The 21332-nt window shown below is 70.8% G+C and carries 15 protein-coding genes; 3 read left to right on the top strand and 12 right to left on the bottom strand.

The window, feature by feature from the left end:
* Nucleotides 1-86: 86 nt before the first annotated feature.
* Nucleotides 87-3227, bottom strand: coding sequence for a TIM-barrel domain-containing protein (locus tag ACFWX1_RS19850; protein WP_378389266.1), 3141 nt, complete (start codon nt 3225-3227; stop codon nt 87-89).
* 172 nt (nt 3228-3399) lie between these two features.
* Here ACFWX1_RS19850 and ACFWX1_RS19845 point away from each other — a divergent pair, with 172 nt between their 5' ends.
* Nucleotides 3400-4089, top strand: a complete 690-nt coding sequence (locus tag ACFWX1_RS19845) for a methyltransferase domain-containing protein (RefSeq protein WP_378389264.1) — start codon at nt 3400-3402, stop codon at nt 4087-4089.
* A 17-nt stretch (nt 4090-4106) separates the two neighbouring features.
* Here ACFWX1_RS19845 and ACFWX1_RS19840 read toward each other — a convergent pair whose 3' ends face one another.
* The 3 genes from ACFWX1_RS19840 to ACFWX1_RS19830 form a co-directional block, all read right to left on the bottom strand.
* Nucleotides 4107-5213, bottom strand: coding sequence for a methyltransferase domain-containing protein (locus tag ACFWX1_RS19840; RefSeq protein WP_378389262.1), 1107 nt, complete (start codon nt 5211-5213; stop codon nt 4107-4109).
* A gap of 2 nt (nt 5214-5215) precedes the next feature.
* Nucleotides 5216-5386, bottom strand: a complete 171-nt coding sequence (locus ACFWX1_RS19835) for a hypothetical protein (RefSeq protein WP_378389260.1) — start codon at nt 5384-5386, stop codon at nt 5216-5218.
* 339 nt (nt 5387-5725) lie between these two features.
* Nucleotides 5726-5881 carry a hypothetical protein gene (locus ACFWX1_RS19830; protein WP_378389258.1) on the bottom strand — a complete coding sequence of 52 codons (156 nt, stop codon included), beginning with the start codon at nt 5879-5881 and terminating at the stop codon, nt 5726-5728.
* Between the two features lie 120 nt (nt 5882-6001).
* On the opposite strand from ACFWX1_RS19830, the gene ACFWX1_RS19825 reads away from it, so the two are divergent.
* Both ACFWX1_RS19825 and ACFWX1_RS19820 read left to right on the top strand, forming a co-directional pair.
* Nucleotides 6002-7114, top strand: a complete 1113-nt coding sequence (locus ACFWX1_RS19825; RefSeq protein ID WP_378389256.1) for a helix-turn-helix domain-containing protein — start codon at nt 6002-6004, stop codon at nt 7112-7114.
* 420 nt (nt 7115-7534) lie between these two features.
* Nucleotides 7535-8254 (top strand): hypothetical protein, encoded by a 720-nt coding sequence (locus ACFWX1_RS19820; RefSeq protein ID WP_378389254.1) that lies wholly within the window; start codon nt 7535-7537, stop codon nt 8252-8254.
* Nucleotides 8255-8277: 23 nt separating this feature from the next.
* Here the strand turns inward: ACFWX1_RS19820 and ACFWX1_RS19815 are convergent, their stop codons facing one another.
* From ACFWX1_RS19815 to ACFWX1_RS19780, 8 genes are all read right to left on the bottom strand, one after another.
* Complete coding sequence (locus ACFWX1_RS19815) at nt 8278-8949, bottom strand: winged helix-turn-helix transcriptional regulator (RefSeq protein WP_378389252.1); 672 nt, start codon at nt 8947-8949, stop codon at nt 8278-8280.
* A 12-nt stretch (nt 8950-8961) separates the two neighbouring features.
* Complete coding sequence (locus ACFWX1_RS19810; RefSeq protein WP_378389250.1) at nt 8962-9393, bottom strand: acyl-CoA thioesterase; 432 nt, start codon at nt 9391-9393, stop codon at nt 8962-8964.
* Nucleotides 9390-14648 (bottom strand): SDR family NAD(P)-dependent oxidoreductase, encoded by a 5259-nt coding sequence (locus tag ACFWX1_RS19805; RefSeq protein WP_378389248.1) that lies wholly within the window; start codon nt 14646-14648, stop codon nt 9390-9392. The genes ACFWX1_RS19810 and ACFWX1_RS19805 overlap by 4 nt, the downstream gene beginning before the upstream one ends.
* 76 nt (nt 14649-14724) lie before the next feature.
* Complete coding sequence (locus ACFWX1_RS19800; RefSeq protein ID WP_378389246.1) at nt 14725-15660, bottom strand: enediyne biosynthesis protein UnbU; 936 nt, start codon at nt 15658-15660, stop codon at nt 14725-14727.
* Nucleotides 15657-17576 (bottom strand): CRTAC1 family protein, encoded by a 1920-nt coding sequence (locus ACFWX1_RS19795; RefSeq protein ID WP_378389244.1) that lies wholly within the window; start codon nt 17574-17576, stop codon nt 15657-15659. Before ACFWX1_RS19795 ends, ACFWX1_RS19800 begins: the two co-directional genes overlap by 4 nt.
* Nucleotides 17573-18514, bottom strand: a complete 942-nt coding sequence (locus ACFWX1_RS19790) for a DUF1702 family protein (RefSeq protein ID WP_378389242.1) — start codon at nt 18512-18514, stop codon at nt 17573-17575. The genes ACFWX1_RS19795 and ACFWX1_RS19790 overlap by 4 nt, the downstream gene beginning before the upstream one ends.
* Nucleotides 18511-19785, bottom strand: a complete 1275-nt coding sequence (locus ACFWX1_RS19785) for an ABC1 kinase family protein (protein WP_378389240.1) — start codon at nt 19783-19785, stop codon at nt 18511-18513. Before ACFWX1_RS19785 ends, ACFWX1_RS19790 begins: the two co-directional genes overlap by 4 nt.
* A gap of 377 nt (nt 19786-20162) precedes the next feature.
* Nucleotides 20163-20687 carry a hypothetical protein gene (locus ACFWX1_RS19780; protein ID WP_378389238.1) on the bottom strand — a complete coding sequence of 175 codons (525 nt, stop codon included), beginning with the start codon at nt 20685-20687 and terminating at the stop codon, nt 20163-20165.
* Nucleotides 20688-21332 lie beyond the last annotated feature (645 nt).

Raw genomic sequence — 21332 nt, 5'->3', positions numbered from 1 at the left:
AGAGCGCGGGGCGGCGCCGCGCGCCCCGCGGGGGGGGGGGCGCGGGCGCCCCCCCCCGCCCCCCCCCCCCCCCCCCGGATCCATCGTCAGGCAACACCCAGCGCGAACACATGCATCGCGGAGTTGCTGGGCAACGTCACCGCGACGACGTCCTTGCCCGCGGTCACCGGCACGGTATTGGCGAAGACCCGGTACGGCGTGGTCGGATAGGCCGGACCGCTGCGGGTGTTCTTCCCCAGTACCGAGGCCACTGTGGACGCTCCGTACTGCGCGGGATCGGCGCAGCACCAGTTCGGGAAGCCGAGGTCGGCGGAACTCGTGGTGCCGTCGGCGTAGTGCACGGTCACCGTTCCCTTGGCCGTTCCGGTGCCCGTCCCGGCGAGAACGAGTCCGGAACCCTTGCCGGACAACGAAATCGTCTGTCCTGAAGCGACAGTGTTGTCCGGGCGGCCGGTGCCCGCGTCCGGCCAGGTGAGCCGGGCACCCCTGGCCTCGAAGGTCGCGCCCGGTTTCAGCCCGGCCTCGGCCAGTCCTTCGGCACGGAAACTGCTCCCGCCGCCATCGAGGTCACCCGCCGTGGCGTGCGCGGCATCCGTCACCCCGGTGTTCCCGTAGGCGGCGCCCAAGGACGCGTACGGAACCGTGACCGTCGCCGCGTCGGTGACCTGGTGATCACCCAGTCTGGCGCGATACCGGACACTGCCCACCAGCTGGTAGTCGTCGGGTTTGGCCGACGTACCCGGCATCAGCGTCACCGGGACCCGGACGGTCTGGCCCGGCATGACCAGCCGCCGGTCGCCCGCGACGTCGGCGCGGAACCCACCGGGAGCCGAAACCGAGAAGGTCACGTCCCGCACCGGCAACGGCGTTCCGTTGGTGAAGCTCAACGTGGCCTGGGCGGACGAACCGGGCGCGACCATCTGCGGCGCCGAGAGCGTCACCGAACTCGCGTTGTCCTCCGGGAAGAAACCGCCCACCGCACTCGACCCGTGCAGCCGGACGTCCTGCCGCTCGGACGCCGCGATCGGCGCCGTCTTCACCCGCACGACGCCGCCGCGATCGGCGGCGTCGTACCACCAGCCCGACGGCGCGGCGTCGAGTTCGGCGCGGCTCGCGTACTGACGCAGCACACTGTCGCCGGCCTGCACGGCGCCCGGTTTCGATCCCGTGTGGACGGTGAGCTGATAGCGGCGAGCGTCCGGCTTCCCGGCGTAGGACCCGGAACTCGCGCCGATGCCCACCGTGACGGTGCCCGGCCCGGACGCGGGAGCGTCCACAGTGAACTGTTGCGTCGCCTGCTGACCGCGCTGGTAACCGCGGGTCACCCCGTCGTCCTCGGTGAGCGTGAACCCGCCCTTGCCCTGCGGGTAGACGTCGAGGTCGAGCGAGCTCTTGTCCCGCGTCTGCCACGACTTCGTGCCCTCGCCCCACATGGGCACCACGGCACCGGCGCGGACGAACAGCGGCAGCGTGTCCAGTGGGGCGTCATAGCCGTCCACTGTGGTCGGTCCGGTGTAGGTCCGGCCGGACCAGTAGTCGATCCAGGTTCCCTTCGGCAGGTAGATCCCGTTGCGCGTGGTCGACTTCTCGTACACCGGCGCGACGAGGAAGTCGGTACCGGAGAGGAATTCGTACTTCGCCTTGTCGGTCCACACGTTCGGATCGTCGGGGTACTCCAGCGCGAGCGGACGCACCTGCCCGACGCCGGTGTTGTGCGCGGCGACGGAATAGCTGTACGTGTAGGGCAGCAGCCTTTCCTTGAGCAGCAAGTACTTCCTGTTGATCGAGGTGTACGGCTCGCCCTGGCGCCACGGCTGTTTGTCCGAGGACGCCCAGCCGTCCATCGTCATCGCCACCGGCAGGAAGGTCTTCCACTGCAGGTCCCGCACGTAGGTCTGCGGGCTGCCGCCGAAGATGCCGTCGATGTCGCCGGTGTTGTAGGCGATCCCGGACGTCGTCGCGCCCGCGTAGGTCGGGATCTGCCAGCGGATGTAGTCGTACGATCCGGACTGGTCCCCGCTCCACAGCACGCCGCAGCGCTGCGCACCCGCCCAGCTGACCGGCTGCCACACGAAACCCCGCGCGTCACTGTTGTCCTCGATGCCCTTGTGCGCGGTGTCGCACGCGTCGAGCGCGAACTGGTAGCCGGGCCCGACCCAGGCGACGTCGAGCTTGCGCACCCGCACGCCCGCCTTGACCTCCTCGCCCTGATGCGGCAGCCCGTTCTCGGTCCACAGGCCCAGCTGCATGTTGTCCTTGCGCAGTCCCTCGCCGACCTGCTGCAGGTTCTCGTACCCGCACCCGTAGCCGTCGTTGACGAGCATCCAGCCGTTCGGCATTCCGTTGGCCTGGTAGCCGTCGGCCACCTTCAGCGCGTCGAGGGTGTGCCGCTCGCCGCGGTTCTTGTTGTGCAGGTAGCAGTCGGAGTCGCCGGTCTCCAGCCCGTAGATCGGTGGCAGGAACGGCTTCCCGACCAGATCCGTGTAGCCGGAGACGACGTCCTTGAGCCCGTTGCCCACGACATACACCGCGTCGAAACGCTTTTCGTCGTGCGTGGTGCGGACGGGGTCGGCGAACGAGTAGCTGCCCGGCGCGAAGGTGTTGCGCAGCACGCCGTAGCCGGCGGTGGAGGCGTAGAACGGCTGCGAGTTCGGGGCCCCGCCGTCGTTCCAGTTGTCGTCGGCGAAGATCTTGATCGTCTGGTCGCGGTGGCTGAACCGGCCGTTCTGCTCCCCGCCGCCGACGAACTGCTCGGCCGCCCCGCGGGCCAGCGTCTGGGTCGTGGTCTTGCCGTCCCAGGACAACGGCGCCGACTCCGCCCAGAGCTGCCGTGAGTCGGCCCCGTCGTACAGGGCGAACTTCAGCGGATGCTTGTAGGCCCGCAAGGTCGCCTTCGGGGTGGAGATCGCCCAGTACGCGCCCTTGTCGACCCGGCGCGGCGTGGCGGGCTGACCGCCTCGCGGCTGGACGATCTTGCTCCCCGCCGGATCGGTGAAGTTCCCGTCCGGGGCCAGCCAGAGGCGGACCGCGGCCTCGGCAGGGAAGCTGACCTTCACCGCGGCGGCACCCGACTTCAGCGTCACCACCGGGCCGTCCGCCGAGACCGCCGTCAGGTCGCCCAGCCGCCCCGACGGCGCGGCGGCCGGGTCGGCGTAGGCGGCTGTCGGAGCTAGAGCGAGGATGGTAGCTGTCGCCAAACTGCCTAGCGACTGCGCAAGTCTGCTCATTTATGGCACCTTTCGCGCATTAACACGCATGATGCCTCTGTATAGCTCACTCGGAGCGCGCTGTCATCAGCCGAACCGGTTCAGGGTGCGGAACGCCCGACTTCCGTAGGTAGCACGCACCGGGACCTCGCTGACCGGCCGAGGCACGGCGGCAGGCGGCACAATGACGACCATGTCGACGATGCTCAAGCTCCTGGACGCCTTTGACGACCTCCCCCAGGCTCGCGACCTCCGGGAACGCAGTTACCCGGGGCTCGGCGACACCGTGGTCGACGTCGGCTGCGGGAGCGGGCGGGCCGCCGGCGAACTGGCCGCCCGGGGAGCCCGGGTCATCGGCGTCGACCTGGACACGGCCATGCTCGACGTCGCCGCCAAGCGCTGGCCCGCGTGCGAATTCCACGCCGCCGACGTCACCGCGCTGCCGCTCGACGACGGCTCCGTCACCGGCTACCGCGCCGACAAGGTCCTGCACGACCTCGACGACCCCGAGCCCGCCGTGGTCGAGGCACGCCGGGTCCTGGCGAAGAACGGCCGCGCGGTGCTCGTCGGCCAGGACTGGGACGCGTACATGATCGACTCGAACGATCCCGAACTCACCCGCGAGATCATCCGCGCCCGCTCGGACGGCGTGCCCAGCCGCTGGGTGCCCCGGCAATACCGGAACCTGTTGCTGGACAACGGATTCACCGACGTCACCGTCGAGGTGCACACGATCGTGTGGACCGACGCCGCGTGCCTGCCGATGCTCGCCAACATCGGCGGCAAGGGCGCCTGGTACCGCGACCAGGTCGCCAGAGAACGCGCCGACCGGCTGTTCGTCGCCGTCCCCTTCATCCTCGCCGCCGGAACCCGCGCCGGCTGAACCCGAATACGTTCGGCCTACTGGATCTCCCAGCCGTGGCCGGTCGGCTTTTCCAACCACACCGTCTGTGTGCCGTCCGGTGCGACGGTCAGCCCGAAGGACTGCGGCGGGGGCTGGCCGTTGTGCTGCCACCATTCGTAGGCCGTGAGGGCTTCGTCCCACAGCCGCCGGGGCCCGAACTGCCAGACGGGCAGTGCGTCGGCCCGTGGGTCGGTGTCGATGCGGGCCCAGGACCCGCTGGCGGTGTCGTGGAATTCGACGATGTGCCGGTACTGGACGTCGATGTCTGCCCAATGGGTCAGGTAGCAGGCGGGCACACGCAGGCCGATGATGAACGCGGCACGCTCGAACGCAACCAGCTCGTACACATCGCCGCCCCGCAGCGTCGTCGTGGACTTGTCGGCCTGCTCGATCTGCTCGTCACTCGGGTCGAGGAATGTGTTCCGCTGATTACGGACCCGCATGAATTCCAGGCTGCGCCCGAACCGTCCTGACGCCTGCCCGTCGCCGTGGACGACGAGTCGCAAGAGCGCGCCGTTGCAGTAGTCCGTGCCCCACGGCAGCACCAGCACGCCGCCTTCAACGGTCTGTTCGATCCACGTGGTCGGCACTCGCCGCACCGACGCGGTGGCGATCACCCGGTCATACGGCGCCCCCGCCGCAAACCCCGCGGTGCCGTCCCCCTCGATCACCGTCACCCGATAGGGCGTGACCGCCAGCGCTGCCCGCGCCTTGTCGGCGACCTGGCCATCGACCTCGACCGACACCACCCGCCCATCCGGCCCGGCCCGGTGCGCCAGCAGAGCGGCGTTCCAGCCCGTGCCAGTACCGATTTCCAGAACCTGGTGACCTGGTTTCACGTCGAGCTCGTCGAGCATCATCGCGACGAGCGAGGGCTGGCTGCTCGAACTGGTGGGCACCCGCCCGATCCCGTCGACCGGGTGTCCGTCGTCGACCTGGGTCACGATCGGCCCGGTGGAGTTCACCAGCTCCAGCCACCGTTGCCGGTCAGTCGTTCGTGAGACGGGCACGAATCCGTGACCGTCGGGATTGTCGTCCCAGATCACCTCCGGTATGAACAGCTCCCGGGGAACCTCGTCGAGCACACTCGGTTGATCCGTCACGCTTAGTTCTTTCCGTGCTTGCCGGTGTTGTCGCCCGCGTCGCCCCAGTTGGACCACTTGTCCGTCTGCGCTTCGCCGTCGCCGTCCCGCCGCTCGTCGTGCCGTCCGGCCTTGTCCTCTTTGTCGTCGCCGTTCTTGTCGCCCATGCTGACCTCCACCGGTCGTTCGTTCACAGTAGGTACTCACCGCGCCGTTGCACATCGGCACGGAGCCGAATCACGCGCGTGGGTGCGGAATCGGCCGAAGGGCCGACCGGTGAGAAGATGGCGGGTAACCGCCCGGTGGCGGCGAATAGCCCATCTCCGAGCGGTACTCGCGTTCACAGGCCCAGCACTGGACCGGCACTCCGTGCGTATCCCGATCCCGACGGTCGCAGTACTCCGCGGTGGCAACGAGACCACACAACATCGCGACACCCTCGCCCGGCGCGGGCAAATGATTGAGCCACGCCCGATGCCACACCCCATCGACGATCGGGTGTAGATGCGCGAGATCCACATAGATCAGCGCGCTCATGGTCGGCGCTCCGGCTGGTCGCCGATGTTTTCCTCAGCCCGGTCACGTTGCTGGCGCTCTGCTTCGGCAGCCAACTGCTGGTGAAGCTGCTGCGCGGCCATCACGCGCGCCGCGATCTCAAGCCCGTCGGTGCCCTTTCCCGTCACGCTCACTGCGCACCGCCCTTCGTTCCAGACGCTTCCGACCCTGGTTCTCCCTCAGGTAGCCTTGTCGTCACACGGCGTCATCGGAATAGGGTCGCCGTTTGCAAGGGTTTGCAGACTGGTGGTCATGTGAGTGAGCTGGGCGAACGTCTGAAAGCGGCACGGAACGCGGCGGGCATCAGCCTGGCCGCTATGGCAACGAAGACCCACTACAGCAAGCCATACCTCAGCCAGCTTGAAGGCGGAACCCGGACCGTCAAGCCCGACCATGTCACCGCTTACTCGCGCGCGTTGAGCATCTCCGTAGAGTCGCTGTACGGCCCCGCCCTCGACCCGCTCCGAGTCGCGCACGAATGGCTTGTGGCCGACACGCCGGTGGCACAGCACCGGCAGGCCGGCCGACGCGTCGGAGAAAGTCTCGTCGGTGAGTTGGAGCGTCGTGTTGTGGAGCTTCGCCATCTTGATGACACGGTAGGTGGAGGCGACCTCATCCCACTCGTGCGGCGCGAGCTGGCCGAGGCGGCGGAGGTTGTGAGGTGCGGAAGCTATCCCGGGTCCGTCGGACGGCGGCTCCGCGTAGTGGTTGGCGAACTGGCGCAGTTGGCAGGATGGGTTGCGAGTGACGCGGGGGCTTACGTAGAAGCCGAGCAGACCTACCTCAGCGGTGTCTCGGCGGCACAGGAGGCAGGGGACAATGTCCTGGCTGGACAGCTCCTTTCGTCACTTTCGTACCAGATCGCAAACGTGGGCAATCCGGCCGACGCGGCGCTCCTGGCGAAGAGCGCCGTAGCTGGTGCCCGCGACGCCTCACCGGTTGTGCGGGCGCTGCTTCTGGAGCGCGTTGCGTGGGCCAGCGCACGCTCTCGCGACCGGGACGCAGCGCGGCGAGCACTCGACGCGGTCGACAATGCCTATGCGGCTCGCGCGCCGGGCATCCCAGAGCCGGAGTGGGTCTACTGGATGTCCCGGGACGAGATCGACGTCATGGCGGCACGATGCCTGATCGAACTCGGCGACCCGGCGAGCGCGTCGCCGCTGCTGAGTGCCGCCATCAACGACTATGACGCGGGCCATGCACGCGAGAAGGCCCTTTATCAAACATGGCTCGCGGAATCTTATGCACGAGCGGGCGAATTGGATGCGGCGCGCAATGTCATCGAACGAGCCCGAACAACAACAGCCGGGGTGAACTCCGCACGGCTAGCGGGTCGGGTCGAGGAGATCGAACAACTTGTGCGTTAGTCGCTCTTCCTCCGAGTGGTAGCCGCTACACGACCGGGCGAGCAGGGGCCAGCCGACCGGCTGTTCGTCGCCGTCCCCTTCGTCCTCGCCGCCGGGAGCCGCGCCAACTACCGGAAGTGCGCTGAAGGGGTCCTTGAGGGCGTTCACTCTGGCTCCACCGGTCCGCCGCAGTGTCGCGAACGGAGCGTTCGCGACGATCCATCCGGAGCGGTGACCGCGCTCGCCGGTGCCGGAGCGGGCGTGACCCGATCGCGTGGCTCGCCTGCTCGACGGGTCGAAGCTTCGCGGGTGACGGCGGCGGTGGGTCATCACGCGCCGACACGTCCGTGTCGATCCTTCCGCGCGCCCTGTCATCACTCGGGCAACTATCTTAAATTCAAGTAGGCGGACTCTTTCCACATCAGACTGCGGAGGTTGACGATGCCTGCTCCGAACGATGACGAGGAACCCCAGTCCGGTGCGGGCCGGCGGGACTTCCTGAAGGGGGCCGCAGCTGCGGCACTGGGCGTCGGCGGTGTCGCGGCCGGTGGCCTGCTGGGCGGCCAGGCCGCACAGGCCTCGCCGGAACAGACCGGCCTGCCGCCGATCGGCGCGGAGATCCCGTGCAGCTGCCTGGCGATCAACACCCCGCTGAGCATCAGGACCTCCGTGGTCAGCGTGGACTTCCGGGGCGGGATCAAGGTGCGGGTCGACGTGAACCCCGACGACCCGGTCAACTCGGTGCGGCTGCGGGTGGTCGGGCACCGGGTGTCCGCCGAGCTTCCCGGCGGTGACGGGGTGAACCAGGGCGGCACGATCACGATCGAGCAGAACGACATCGACGTCGACGCGAAGAGCCTGCTGAAGCTGACGCAGCGCTTCCCGCCGAGGTACGAGCAGATCATGGTGCTGAGCTTCACCATGACGATCGACCAGCCGGACGACCTGCTGCGCCGGGCCGGGATCCGGTCCAGCAAGGCTTACGAGCCGCTGGTGCTGACCACGAAGGACCCGGCGCTGCTGGTCGGGAAGCTGACCCAGTTCCCGCCGCGCGGCGACCTCTACCAGCTGCAGAACCCGGTGGATCTGGTGCTCCCGGACGATCCGGACACGACGATCGCGACCATCCAGAAGTTCCCGGTGAAGGTCGGCGGGCTCTGAGTCTCGGGTGAAAGCGGCCCGGTTCAGCCCTGTGAGGCTGAGCCGGGCCGTTCCACGAGCCCCAGCACGGTCGAGCAGCGCAGGACGGCGTCGGCGTCGCCGGTGAAGGTGAGCTTGCCGGTGGCGAGTGCCGCGAACGGCCCGATCGCCCCGGCGCCGATACGGACGAACGTGGTGGCGTCGGTGCGGATGCTCATCGACGGCGAAGCGGCAGGCCCGCGCGCCGTGGTCAGCGCGCCGCGGTCGACGGCGAGGTGGAAGATCTCGTCGTCGACGTGGAATTCGTAGGTCTCCGTGAGCTCGGGCAGCCGGCTCGCGTCGGCCATCGCCTGCACGGCCAGCAGCGCCCAGTGCGGCCGCGTGACCATGTCGGCCGCGGGTTCGCCGAGCAGCGCGATGCCCCATTTGGACAGCGCCAGCACCGGTTCGCGCAACCGCTCGCCGAGCGGCCCGAGCCGGTAGGCCCCGGTGTCCTCGCGCTCGACGATTTCCGCCGCGCACAGCTTTTTCAGCCGTTCGGCGAGCAGGTTGGTGCCCACGCCGGGGAGATCGGCGAGCAGTTCGGTGTAGCGGCGCGGGCCGAGCAGCAGTTCCCGCACGATCAGCAGCGTCCAGCGCTCGCCGACGGTGTCGAGCGCGGCGGCGAGCCCGCAGTACTGGCGGTAGTGGCGCTCCCGGCGCGCGGTGGTGGTCACCGCCCCAGGGTACTACCGGATTTTCAAGTACGGCGTGAGGGCTTCCCGGAGCTGCTCCGGCACCGGGACCGGTTCCAGCCCGGCGGGGCCGCGGGTCATGCAGGCGATGGCCTGGTGCCCGCGCGCGACGAGCTGGGGCATCGCGACCTCGGCACGGAAGTAGTCGAACGCCATCGCGACCCGGTTGCCGTCGAGTTCGGTCAGGGTCATGCGCAGTTCGACGACGTCGTTCGCGGTCAGCTCGCCGAAGTAATCGCAGCCGCAGGTCGTGGTGACCATCGCGAAGCCGTCGGACAGCGCGGAGAGGACACCGGGGGCGTTCTCGGCGAGGAAACGTTCCCGGCAATGGCCCTGCCAGCGCACGTAGTGTGCGAAGTAGACATTGCCGACGAGGTTGGTCTCCTCCAGCGTGATCGGGTGGCGATAGCGGTAGACCGGCGTCATGACGCGGTTCCCTCGGTCAGGACGGCGATCGCGACCGGACGTTGACAGCCGTCGACGGGGAACACGGCCGACGCCACGAGTGCGCCACCGGCACGCAGTACGAGCCAGCCGCCGTCGTAGGCACCGGAAAACCGCGCCGCCGCGGGGGAAATGTCCCGCTGCGCGAGGCAGCGGGCGATGGTCCCGGCACGTGCGGCGACGGTCTCGGCGGCCTCGGCACACGGGCCCGCGAGGAGCCGGACGAGCCCGGGATCCGGGGCAGTGGCGCGCGGATCCACCGATTCCCAGGCACAGGCGGTCGGGCAGTCGCCCGTGGTGTCCACGGTGAACGGTTCCCCGACGGACACGCGCAAGGAACCGTCCAGGCCGAGCGCGACCGCGGATCGGGTGATCAGCACCGCGAGCAGGGCGGCGGGCCACGGCCGGTCGTGCGGGAGCGGACCGGAGTCCGCCAGGCGCAGCCCGGTCCACGCGACGGCTATCCCGCCTTCGGCGTCCTCGGCGAGGACGTCCCAGGTGTAGCGGCCGTCTGCCGCGTGCCGCTCGGTGCCCCGCAGCGTCCACGAGCCGTGGGCGTACGGGTTCAGCTCGACGCGATCGCAGCCCACGGGCAGCAGCCTCCGTGCCGGGACGCAGGCCTGCAGGACGTGGATCGTGGCGTCGTGGGCGGCCGGGTCGCCGAGCACGGTGGTGAACCAGGGGGCGCCGTCGCGCGGGGCTATCGTGGCCCGGCAGGACCACGGATCCGGGACGGCGGCACCGCCGACCCGCCGGAACTGTCCACTGTGGAACAAAAGCCGGTCGTACAGCGCGGCGGGCTCGATCCGGCCGTGGTCGGGGGCCGGACCCGGCGGCCGGGCAGAAGTGCTGGGGGACAAGGGGAATTCGGCGCGGAAGTGGTCGACGTCGAAGCCGGATTCCGCGCTGCGCAGCACGGCGGTGATGACCTCGCCCTCGCGCAGCGCGCAGACGCGGACGACGCGCTCGCCCTCGCCGGGCACGATGATCGGCCGGTCGAACCGGACGTTCTCCGCGACGGTCAGCGAGCGGCCCGCGACCGCGGAAGCGGCCTGCGCCATGGCTTCCAGGCCGACGACCGCGGGCAGCAGCGCGAGCCCGTCGACGCGGTGACCGGCCAGCCAGGAGTCAGCGTGAAGGGACAACGGCGTGTCGGCGACGATCTCGACCTCCGGGTGGCAGACCCGGATCCGGTGCAGGAACCGGCCGCCGGACGCGGGTGCTGTGCTGTCCGGGCCGAGCCTGCCGTGCACCGCGACGCTCGGCGGCGTCGCGGTGGCGAGCAGACGCAGGAACAGGGAAGTCCCTTCCGCGACCGGGATCGGGGTGGTGCCGGCGCGAGCCAGCGTCCGCGCCGCGCCCATCCGGTCGGCCATCCCCGTGCCCGACCAGGCGGTCCAGTCGATGTCGAGTACGCGACAGCCGGGCAGCCGCGCTGCCCAGCGCCGTGCCTCGTCGCGGAGGAGGCCGTTCGCGAGCGCGTAATGGCTTTCGCCCGCCATTCCGTGGGTGCCGATCACCGAGCCGAAGGTGACGAGCAACCGCAGCGGTTCGTGCGGCAGCGCGCCGAGCAACGCGCGGAGGCCGGTGACCTTGGGTTCGAGATGCCCGCGAATGTCGTCTTCGCCGAGTTCGGCGAACCGGGCGGGTTCGTTGACACCACTCGCGTGCAGCAACGCCGTCACCGGCCCGGTTTCGGCCGTGAGCTTGCCGACGGCCAGTGCGACCGCCGCCGCGTCCGCGACATCGGCGGCCTGGTAGGCGACGCGGATCCCCTCGGCGCGCAAGGCGTCCACATGGGACCGAAGCGCTGGATCCGATTCGGGACGGCTGCGGCCGACGAGGGCGAGGGTGAGGCCGGTCGCCGTCGCCAGCGCGCGGGCACACGCGTACCCGATTCCCTTGCCACCCCCGCTCACCAGCAGGACGTCCCGTTCGTCAAAGGGAAGCCCGCCGGACTCGGCGGGAAGGGGCAGGAACCGCTCGGCGGGCTCGGCGAGCGCGCCGTCGTCATCGGCGACGAGTGCGCGGAACCGGCCCGGTTCGGCGTGGAACGCGGAGAAGTCCGTTGTCCCCCAGGGAACTTGGACCAGTGTGATGCCGAGGCCGGGATGTTCGTGGCACAGCGAGCGGAAGAACCCGCCGAGCGCGAGGTCGTGGGCCACCACGACGAGCGCCTTGCGGTCGATGGCCGTCCGGCCCGCGGCGAGCACCTTCTCGACGTCCTCGCTGTCGGGGAGATACACGATTTCGGTGGGGCGCCACGGTTCCGGCCGTGCGGGGATCAGGGTTTCGGTGAAACAGGCTTGCCAGGGCCGGACCCCGGGCACCGGTGTGTCCGCGGTGGGTTCGTCCGTCTCCGGCAGCCGCTCGATCTCGGCGATCACCTCGGCGACCGAGGAGTCGGTGAAGGCCATCGACACCGAGGGCAGCCTTCGCCCGAGCGCCGAGGCGGCCTCGACCAGGAACTGGGTGGCACGCAGCGAACTCAGGTTGAGATCGCTGAGCAGCCGGGCGCCGGGCTGGATGAGCGCGACGTCGAGTTCCGTGGCTTCGGCGAGCAGACCCGTGACGGTCGTCGCGGTGTTGCGGGCCTCTTCCAAGGCCGCCCTCGGCGCGGGCAGCACGGGCGCCGCCACCGAGCACGGGTTCGTCAGGAACACGCGTTCGCGGGCGAGGTCGAGGGGCCGCGCGGCCCGTCCGGCGAACAGCGGTGTGAGTTCCTTGGCCGCCCCGGCGGCGAACAAGGCGGCCGCGGTTTCGGCGGCGGCGCGGTCGCCGGCCGCGCCGACGTCCATGCTGACCGCCGGTACGGCCGAATCCTGGGTCACCAGGCCCGTCAGGGCGCGGCCGGTGCCCGCCTCACAGAACAGGTCGGTGCCCGCCGCCACCGCCCGCACCGCGTCGCGGAACCGGACCGGCGCGCACAGCTGGGTGACCAGCAGTTCCGTCAGATCGTCCCCGGCCGTGAGCGGTCGTCCGTACACAGTGGACACCACGGTGCGGTCCGCCGGGGACACCGTGACATTCCGCAGAGCCGCACGCAGGGGTTCGGCGCACGCGGCCATGGCGGTGCTGTGGAACCCATGGGAGACCGGGAGCCGCTGCGTCCGGAAGCCTTGCCGCTCCGCCGCTTCGGCCACCGTCCTCAGCTCCGGGACCGGGCCCGCCACCACCTGCGCTCGCACGGCGTTGTCCGCGGCTATCACCACTTCGGTGCCCGCGCAGAGCGCCCGGGTCTCGGTGGCGTCGGCCGCCACGGCGAGCATTCCGGTATCGGGTGTGCCGTGTCCGGCCATGATCCGGCCGCGTTCGGCCACCAGCCGCTCTGCGTCCTCTGTGGACAGACGGCCTGCCCAGGCGAGTGCCGCGATCTCGCCGAGGCTGTGCCCGACCGCGGCGACCGGCGCCACCCCCAGCGCGTCGAGCCACGTCACCGCGGACAGACACGCCCGGTAGACCGCCGGCTGGGCCAGTGCGGTGTCGGCCGGTTCCGAGCCGCTCGCACCCTGGCCGGGGAACAGGAGGGTGACCCGGCCCGCCACGTCGTTGCCCAGCCACAGCCCCGGCGACGCGGACAACTGTCCACACGGGAGTGACGGAAGTTCCGCCGCCGCGCGGGAAGCGAGCGCGGCGAGTTCCTCGGGTGTGCGCACCACCAGCGCGGCGCGCACGGGGCCCGCCGCGGTGTGGCGGCCGTGGCCGCAGGCGAGGTCGTGGACCTCCGCGTACGACAGCCGCGGGGCGGCGTCGGCTATCTCCGCAAGCAGCGCGGCGACCTGGCCAACGTCGTGGCCGCCGACGGCGACGACGTCCACGTCAGGCGTCGGCTGGGAGATCACCGGACGCGGGACAGCGCGCCGGTTGACGGGCGGCGTGCTCAGCAGGACGTGGGTGTTGATACCGCCGAATCCCATGGCGCTGACCCCGGCCGAGCGCGTTTCGCCGGGCCACGGTTCCGCCGTGGAAAGAGCCCGCAGGGTTTCGCCGAGCGCGGGATGCGGGCGTTCGCAGCCGGTCGCCGGGGGCAGCAGGCCCGAGGCGACGCTCAGCGCGGCCTTGACGATCCCGGCCACTCCGGCGGCGGCCTTGGTGTGCCCGATGTTGGCCTTGACCGAACCGAGCGCGGCGGCGGCCGTGGCGCCGGACCGGACGCGGTTCAGCGCGGTCAGCTCGACGACGTCGCCCACCGCGGTCCCGGTCCCGTGTCCTTCGTAGAGCCCGACCTCCGCGTGGTCGATCCCGGCCATGGCGCTCGCCCGCCGTAGCGCGAGCAGTTGCCCGTCCACCTCGGGACGGGTGATGCCGCCGCGCCCGTCCGACGAGACACCCCAGCCGCGGATCTCGGCGTACACCGGCATCCCGGCGGCGTGCGCGTCGGCGGCCCGGGTGAGCGCGAGCATGCCGCAGCCCTCACCCGGCCAGAACCCGGCCGAACGCTCGTCGTAGATCCGCATCTCGTCGGCGGCGAGCGCGCCCGTCTTGGCGAAACCCACCAGCTCGAACGGATCGAGCGACAGATCCACGCCCCCGGCGAGCGCGAAGTCGGCGGCGCCGGTGGCCAGCGCGCGGCAGGCGGTGATCACGGCGAGCATCGACGAGGCGCACGCGCCGTCCACAGTGTACCCACCGCCGTGGAACCCGAAGTGGTTGCAGATCCGGCCCGCGATGGTGTTGGCCAGGCTCCCCGCCAGCGTCTCGTCCCCGACCTCGGGAAATGCCGCGAGGTACCGGCGCTCGATCGCCTTCAGCGCTACATCGTCCACTTCAGACAGTGAGGCGCGCAGGACATCGCGTACGTAGGGCCAGCGCAGCCGCAGCGCGTGCGCCCGCGTGACATCGCCGGTCAGGCTGTTGCCGACGACGACCGTCGTCCGTTCGGTGTCCAGCCCGGCGCCGCCGGGGCGGCCCGCGTCGGCCAGCGCGCGGGCGGCCGTTTCCAGCGCCAGCCACTGCGCCGGGTCCGTGGCGCGGAAGACGTGGCCGGGGATCCGGAACTCGTCGCGGTCGAACCGCCAGCCTTCCAGCACCGCCGCCCGGGTGCTGTAGGTCCGGTCCGGGGCGGCCGCGTCGGCGCTGAAGTAGTCGGCGAGGTCGAGCCGTCCGGGCGGCAGCCTGCGGAAAGCACGCCGTCGCTGGACCACGACCTCCCAGAGCCGGGCGGGATCGTCGGCGTCCGGATAGCGGCAGGCCATCCCGACGATCGCGATCGGTTCGCCCCGTTCCCGGCGGCTCACGCGATCGCCTCGCTTCGCGAGACAGTGTTTGATCCTTTTTGGCGCGTGATATCCATGATTCGCTCGCAAGCTTCGCTCATGCCAATTCCCGCGCCTGCACCGGCGGTTCCGCGGCGGCCCGCTGCGACGGCACCAGAACATTCCACTGTGGACTCCGGCGATCCGCCAGCACCAGCACCACCGCGCGCAGCACACAGGTGATCACCAGTGCGAAGAACAGCCCGAACACGACGTGGAACTGCACCAGCACGCCGTACACCGCGGCGGTGGCGAGTCCGAAGAGGACCTGGCCGCGGCGGCCGGACGGGGTGGTGCCGGGATCGGTGATCATGTAGTTGGTGAACAGGATGAACGCGGTTCCGGTGACCGGCAGGATCGCGCTCACCAGCGAGATGTCGGTGATCAGCGCCCGCAGCACGGCCTGGGCGAGAAATCCGCCTGCCCAGCCGAGGATCAGCGGGATCTTGCCGGTCAGCTGCGCGTTGAGCATCGTCCCGGCGATCAGCAGCAGGGCGGGCACGACAGCGCCCCAAGCGCCGGTGACCCATTCGGTGAACTCGTACGGCGGCGCGATGCCCACCCACGGGAAGAGCAGCAGCACGACCACGATCCCCGCGTTGCTCGGGTTCAGCACGTGCCTCGGCTTCCCGGCGATCCGGACGCGGAAGACGTACTTGGTGGCCACGCCCGCCACGGCGGCGAGCACGGTCGGCATGAACCGGTCGTTGGCGAACAGCAGCATCGCGCAGGCGACGCCGGTGATGTAGGCCGGGAGCAGGAAATCCACCACCGCGCCCGGTTTCCCGGTGTAGCGCGGGCGGCGTTTCTCGACCGCGGCCTCGATCGACTCCAGCGTGATCTCGGTGGCGAGCGCGGCGAGCACGGCGACGACCGGCGTGAGATAGGCCTGTTCGAAGCCGAGCACGGTGTGCCCGAGCACGGTCAGCGCCGTGATCGACATCCCGAACCGGCGCAGCGCCGCGGACCGGCGCTCGGCGGGTGACTTGCTCACCGTTCCTCCTCGATCGTCCCGTCGGAGCCCAGGCGCAGCTGATGCCAGCCGGGCGGCAGCGACGTCGAACCCGTGTGATGACGTCCGCAGGCGTCGCGCCACGCCAGCCGTACCGGCACGCTCGCCGATGGCTGGGCCCCCAGGCCGAAATGCAGGTCGGGCGCGTTGACGCCGTTGTGCCCGTTGGCCGGGTACACCTCCTGCAGCCGGGTTCCGCCGCCCGGCGCGGGCACTTCCGCTTCGGCGCCGATCGCGGGGGTCGTCGGCCCGGCCGCGCTCGCCTGGCAGGCCGTGTCCCCGGCGGGCCGGACCAGCCGCAGGCCCAGGAAAGCCCCGGCCGGTGCGGTGTTCCGGTACAAAGTGGACGGTGCCCATTGGTTGGCGACGACGAAGTCGAGACGGCCGTCGCCGTCCACGTCGCCGACGGCGAACGCCCGGCTGACCGCGTCGGTGCCGACGCCGACCCGGTCGGCCACGTCCACGAACCGGCCGTCCTTCCCGCGCGCGAAGAACGTGTTGTGGTCGTGGCCGGAAAGGTCGGTTCCCTCGGTGAATCGCGGCCACAGCGTGGGATGGCTCAGGACGAGATCGTTCGACATCGCGGTTTCCTGCAACTGCGCCCACCGGTTCACCTGCCCGGCGACGAACCCGGTCGCGTGCATGACCTCGTCGGCCCCGGTGTTGTCGAAGTCGGCGGCCTTGACGTCCCACGACCAGCCCGAGCGCGAGAGCCCGAGTTCCTCGCTGCGGTCGTCGTAGGGCGCCTCGCCGGTGCGCAGCCGCTCGGCGACCGTGGCGCGGTCGGCGGTGGCGAGGAAGGCGAAGTTGCTTTCCTGCAAGGCATAGGGCTCGGTGATGTTGCTGACCAGGATGTCCGGGACGCCGCGCGAGCCGAGATCGGCGAAGGCGACGCCCATGCCCTTGAACGAGTCGTTGCCGACCACCTTCGACTTCGGCGTCGCCGCGTGCCGCGTCCCGTTCGCCGTCCGGAAAGCGAAGCGTCCCGGCGTGGATTCGTTGACCAGCAAGTGATCGGGCCCGAAGTCGTTGGCGACGTAGAGATCGGGCAGACCCCGGCCGCCGAGATCCTGCGCGCCGAGCGCGAGGGTCCACCCGGTCCGTGCCTCCGCCGGGAAGGCGTCGGGCACCTCGGCGAACCGGCCGGCGCCCGCGGAGCGGAACAGCCGCAGCGTGCCCGCGTTCGTCGCGTGGGACAGCGAATCGTTCATCTGCAGCTCGGGCTGCCGCGCGGCCGGGTCGAGAACCCTTGCGCCGTCGGGGAAGTAGTTGCCGAACACGAGATCGGTGTGCCCGTCGCCGTCGAAGTCGCCGACCGTGGCGGCGTTGGTGTTCCAGACCTGCCAAGGACTGGTCAGCTCGCGGGCGCGGAACGCCGGCGCCGACGGCGGGACGCCGGGGACGCGCTGGAACACCACCGGCGAGCGTCCCCAGTAGTAGACGACCACGTCCTGCCAGCCGTCCTCGTCCAGATCCACCGGCAGGCACCCCATCGGCGCCGCGAAGGACGGCATCTCGAGGCCGGACGGCGTCAGCGTGAACGGCTGGAAACGCTGCCCGGTCGTGGGCGCGGGTCCGACGGTGACCGTGTCGGTGCGCGGATCCACCAGGCAGACGTCGTGGGAGACCTTGCCGCCGTCCGCGGCGAAGAGCGCGGTGGCCGCGCCCACCGACGAGATCCACGACCGGATCCGCTCGTAGGCCGGGGCGACCGTCCGCACCCGCCGCCCGCCGGGGGCGTCGTCCGCGCTGACCGGATGCGCGGTGAACGAGAAGCGTTGGGCCAGCGTGGATTCCTCGGCCGCGGACGGCTGCGGCACGACGGTGAACGCGAACACCGCGGCGCAGCCGAGCAGGGCAACCACGCGGGTGAGGTGGCGGCGGGCGAAGGGTCTCATCGGCTGTTCCTTTCCCACAGGTGCCGGATTTCCGCCCGCCAGCGCTGATACTGCGCGAACGTGTGCGGCCGGGGCCCCAGCGTCGTCAGTGCCCGGTCGGTCCAGTCCGCGGCGGTAGCGGTGTCGGTGCGGGCCAGCACGTCGGCCGCTTTGTCGGTGTGCGCGGGTACGATCCCGCTGACCCGCCGCGCCGCGCAGGCGAACGCGCAGCCCTGCGCGAGATGCGCGCGGAACGGCCCGGACAGATCGGCGAGACGGGCCAGTTCGCCCGCGTCGGCGCCGCCCGCGTACGTGGCGGCGAGGCCGATCCCGCTCCACAGGTCCGCCCGCCGCCGCTCGGGGAATTCGGCGATGCGCAGCGCCACCCCGTCGGGATCGGCGCATTCGCAGAACCACAGCGCGCGGCCGAGGCCCTGGTCGCGGACGCGCCGGACATCACGGGGGAGCCCGCGCTCCACCCGCTGCCGCCCGATCACCCGGTCGGCGTGGAAAAACCCTTGGTGGAAACCGAATCCGTCCCAGGCGAGCCAGCGCAGCAGCGGATCGGCGCCCGACGGCCCGCGTACCGGGCGGAGCCGCAGCCGCGCGTACGCCCAGCCCACGCCGACGTGCACCAGATGCGGATAGTCCGCGGCCGGTCCGCTCAGCAGGGCCGCGACCCGGCGACGGCGGCGGGGGAGGAGCAGGTCGAGCAGCGCGCAGCCCATGCCCGCCCCCTCGAACGCGAAGCCGCGGAGTTCGGGCTCCAGCCTGGTGATCTTCTCCGCCAGCGCGTCTCCCGCCGTCTCCAGCGAAGCGTTCAGCCCGGTCAGGAACGCCCGCCCGGCCGATTCGAGCACGCCGCGGGCCGGGCCGGGGCGCAACCGGAAGCGTCGTGGCCCGAAGTCGACCTGCCCCATGTCCTGACGCAGCAGCCGCGCCGCCACGCCCGCGCTCACCGGGCGTCCCCGCGCGCCACCAGCACGCGTTCCATCAGGGCGGTCACCAGGAAGGGTTCGGCCTCGCGCTGGAAGTCGACGTCGGGATGGAACTCACGCACCGTGCCCTCCAGCACCAGCAGCGAAAGGATCGGGAACACGAACTGCGGATCGGCGTAGAACCCGTGCCGCCGCTGGATGCCGAAGAGCCGGGTGGCGAACGACACCAGGTCGAACTCGGCCGCGCGGCGGCCGGTGTGTGCCGTGACCAGCGCCGCGAGGTCGGCGCGGAACGCGTCGTGATCGGCGGCCGGCGTGTCCTCCGCCGTGGACAGCACGATGTCGGCGCAGGCCTCGCCGTCGCCCTGGCTCATGCAGTAGAAGAACGCCGCGAACTTCTCCCGCGCCGAATCCGTCAGCCGCACCGTGAACCCGGCGTCGAGGATCACGATCGTGCCGTCGGGGCGGAAGCAGAGATTGCCCGGATGCAGATCGCAGTGCACCACGCCATCGAGGAACAGCATCCGGTACACCGCGCGCAACGCGGTCACCACCGCACGCCGCCGCTCCGCTTCGCCCAGTTCGTCCGGGCGGGGCCGGACGAGACCGCCGACGAAGTCCATCACCACCATGTCCCCGCTGGACAGCCGCCCGTCCACGGCGGGCACGGTGACCCCGGCGACTTCGGCCATCGCGGCGCGGAAGCCGTCGAGCAGTTCCGCCTCCCGCCGGAAATCCAGCTGGCCGCGAATGCTTTCGGTGAGCTGGCCCGCGATCGCCACCACCGGGACACCCCGCAGCCACGGCAGCCGCGCCAGCGCCGCCGCACCCCGTTCGAAGAGTGCGAGGTCGGCCGTCAACGACTGTTCGATACCCGGCCTGCGGACCTTGACCGCGACCTCGCGGCCGCCGGGCAGGACGCACCGGTACACACACGCGATGCTGCCCGCGCCGACCAGCTTCGTCCCGGTGGCACCGAATCGCGACCGCAGCACCGGCGCCGCGGTGCGCGGCGGGACCGGGCGGACCCGGTCGTAGAGGCGGGTGAGTGCCCGGCACACCTTCGGCGGCAGCACATCCGCACGCGTGCCGAGCAACTGGGCCGCCTTCACGAACGCCGGGCCGAGCGCCACCACGGTGTCCGCCAGCCAGCTCTCCCGCGCGGGATTCCGGCGCCGCACAAGGGAAAGGGCCGACAGGGCGGCCAGGAGAATCAATCGTCCACAAAGGACATACAGGATGCGCGTCATCCGCAGTGCCACCACGCCACCGCCGGCCGCCTGGCTCGTCATCGGTACGGAATGCTCCTTCCGATCGGTTGCCGGGTCACCGCCGATCGACGCTACAACCGCCCTTCCGCGCTGTCGCCCCGCTGCCGCAACACCATCCTTTCCGGCGACATGGGGAGACGGCATCCGATCGCATGAGCGGCCCCGCGGGCACGCACCGGCTGTACTCCACGCTGCGACGGGCACCCACCCGCATGGCCCTGGTAATTGCACATCGAGGGAGGCGGGTGGCCGGTTTCGGCCGCCGTGATCACGTAGCGGTATCGGGTTTCCCATTCCGGGGTCCGCCTCCTGAATGGGTGAGGGAACGCCGATGGTGGTAAGGGGAAATACCTGTGGGTGCCTCGAACCGTCCGGGGGCTCCTGGCCGTCAGCCGGCGCTATCGCTCGTGACGTCTCCCCGGCGCCGGGACGGGCCTGCCCGCCAGCGCCAAGGTGATCAGCGCGTCGTGCACGACGGCCGCGGGGAACAGCTCGCCACGTCCGTTCCCGAGCGGCGCGGCCCATTCGACCGGACCGTCCGCCAGCACGGTCGGCGGCAACGGGAGTTCCGCCGGGCGCCCGATGAGCGAAACCGCCGAAGGGAGCAGGCGCCATGAGACGCCGGCGTCCGGGCGCACCAGGAGAACCTTGGCCGGGTGCCTGCCGGGAAGGCGCACCGCGGGCCCGTGGTACTGCCGCAGCGCGAGCAGCGCCAGCAGCTCGGTACCCACCGGCGAAGGAACCGCGACGCCGATGACTTCCGTGCCCATGGCGATGACGACGGCGTCCGCGGTCGCCCGCACCGGCCAGCCCGCGGCCGACCGGTAGGACGCCGCCGCCGCGCGCAGCCGGAGCTCGTCGGCGGGTGCTCGCCGGTGGTCTGGGATGCGGTAACGGGATTCCGCCGCGCCGATGCCGAACATTTTCCCCGCTTCCGGTGGATTACGCCCGCCGGGAATTCCTGATGCCGTCCCGGGGTGCCGTCGCCAGGATGGCGGCGTGCACCCCGGCTGAAGAAGCCTGGTGCCGGGCTTTCCCGGAAAACTATTCCCTTACGGGCAGGCGTCATGCCCGAATGCGCAGTCGCCACGGTGCGGGTCAGAGATTTTCGTGGTGGCTACCGGAATGCGGAAAACAATCTCGGCGCGTCCGGGAGGAAGATCTGTGAAGGCCCCCTTGAGGGAGTCCAAGTCCCTCAAGGGGGCCTTCACGGGCCGGCAGTCCGCTTCCTGCCGGCCGCCCCCAGAAAATGCGCCCGCGCGCCCCGGGCGAGTCCTCCGGCTTGGGTGAACACCCCTCGCGCCGCACCCGAACCGCCGACTGGATGTGGTGGCAGTGCTGCGGGAAGCCCTGCCACCACATCCCACCCCCTTCGCCGGGCCGGCATCGGGAACCACGAGCCCGACCCGAGGACCAGTGTGTGCGTGCGAGGACGGTCGTGGGGGAGATCGCCTGTCGCCCCGCGCGGCCGGCGACCGGGGACCGTGGGTGGCGGGCGGGATACCGGGGGGAAAAATGGCGGGATGCACCCAAAAACCCGCCCATTAGCGCCGGTGTCTTTTAAAAAA

The sequence above is a fragment of the Amycolatopsis sp. NPDC059021 genome (assembly GCF_042739895.1).
Taxonomy (GTDB): Bacteria; Actinomycetota; Actinomycetes; order Mycobacteriales; family Pseudonocardiaceae; genus Amycolatopsis.
The sequence above is the reverse complement of the archived record's forward strand: the minus strand, read 5'-3'. Positions and strand labels throughout refer to the sequence as shown.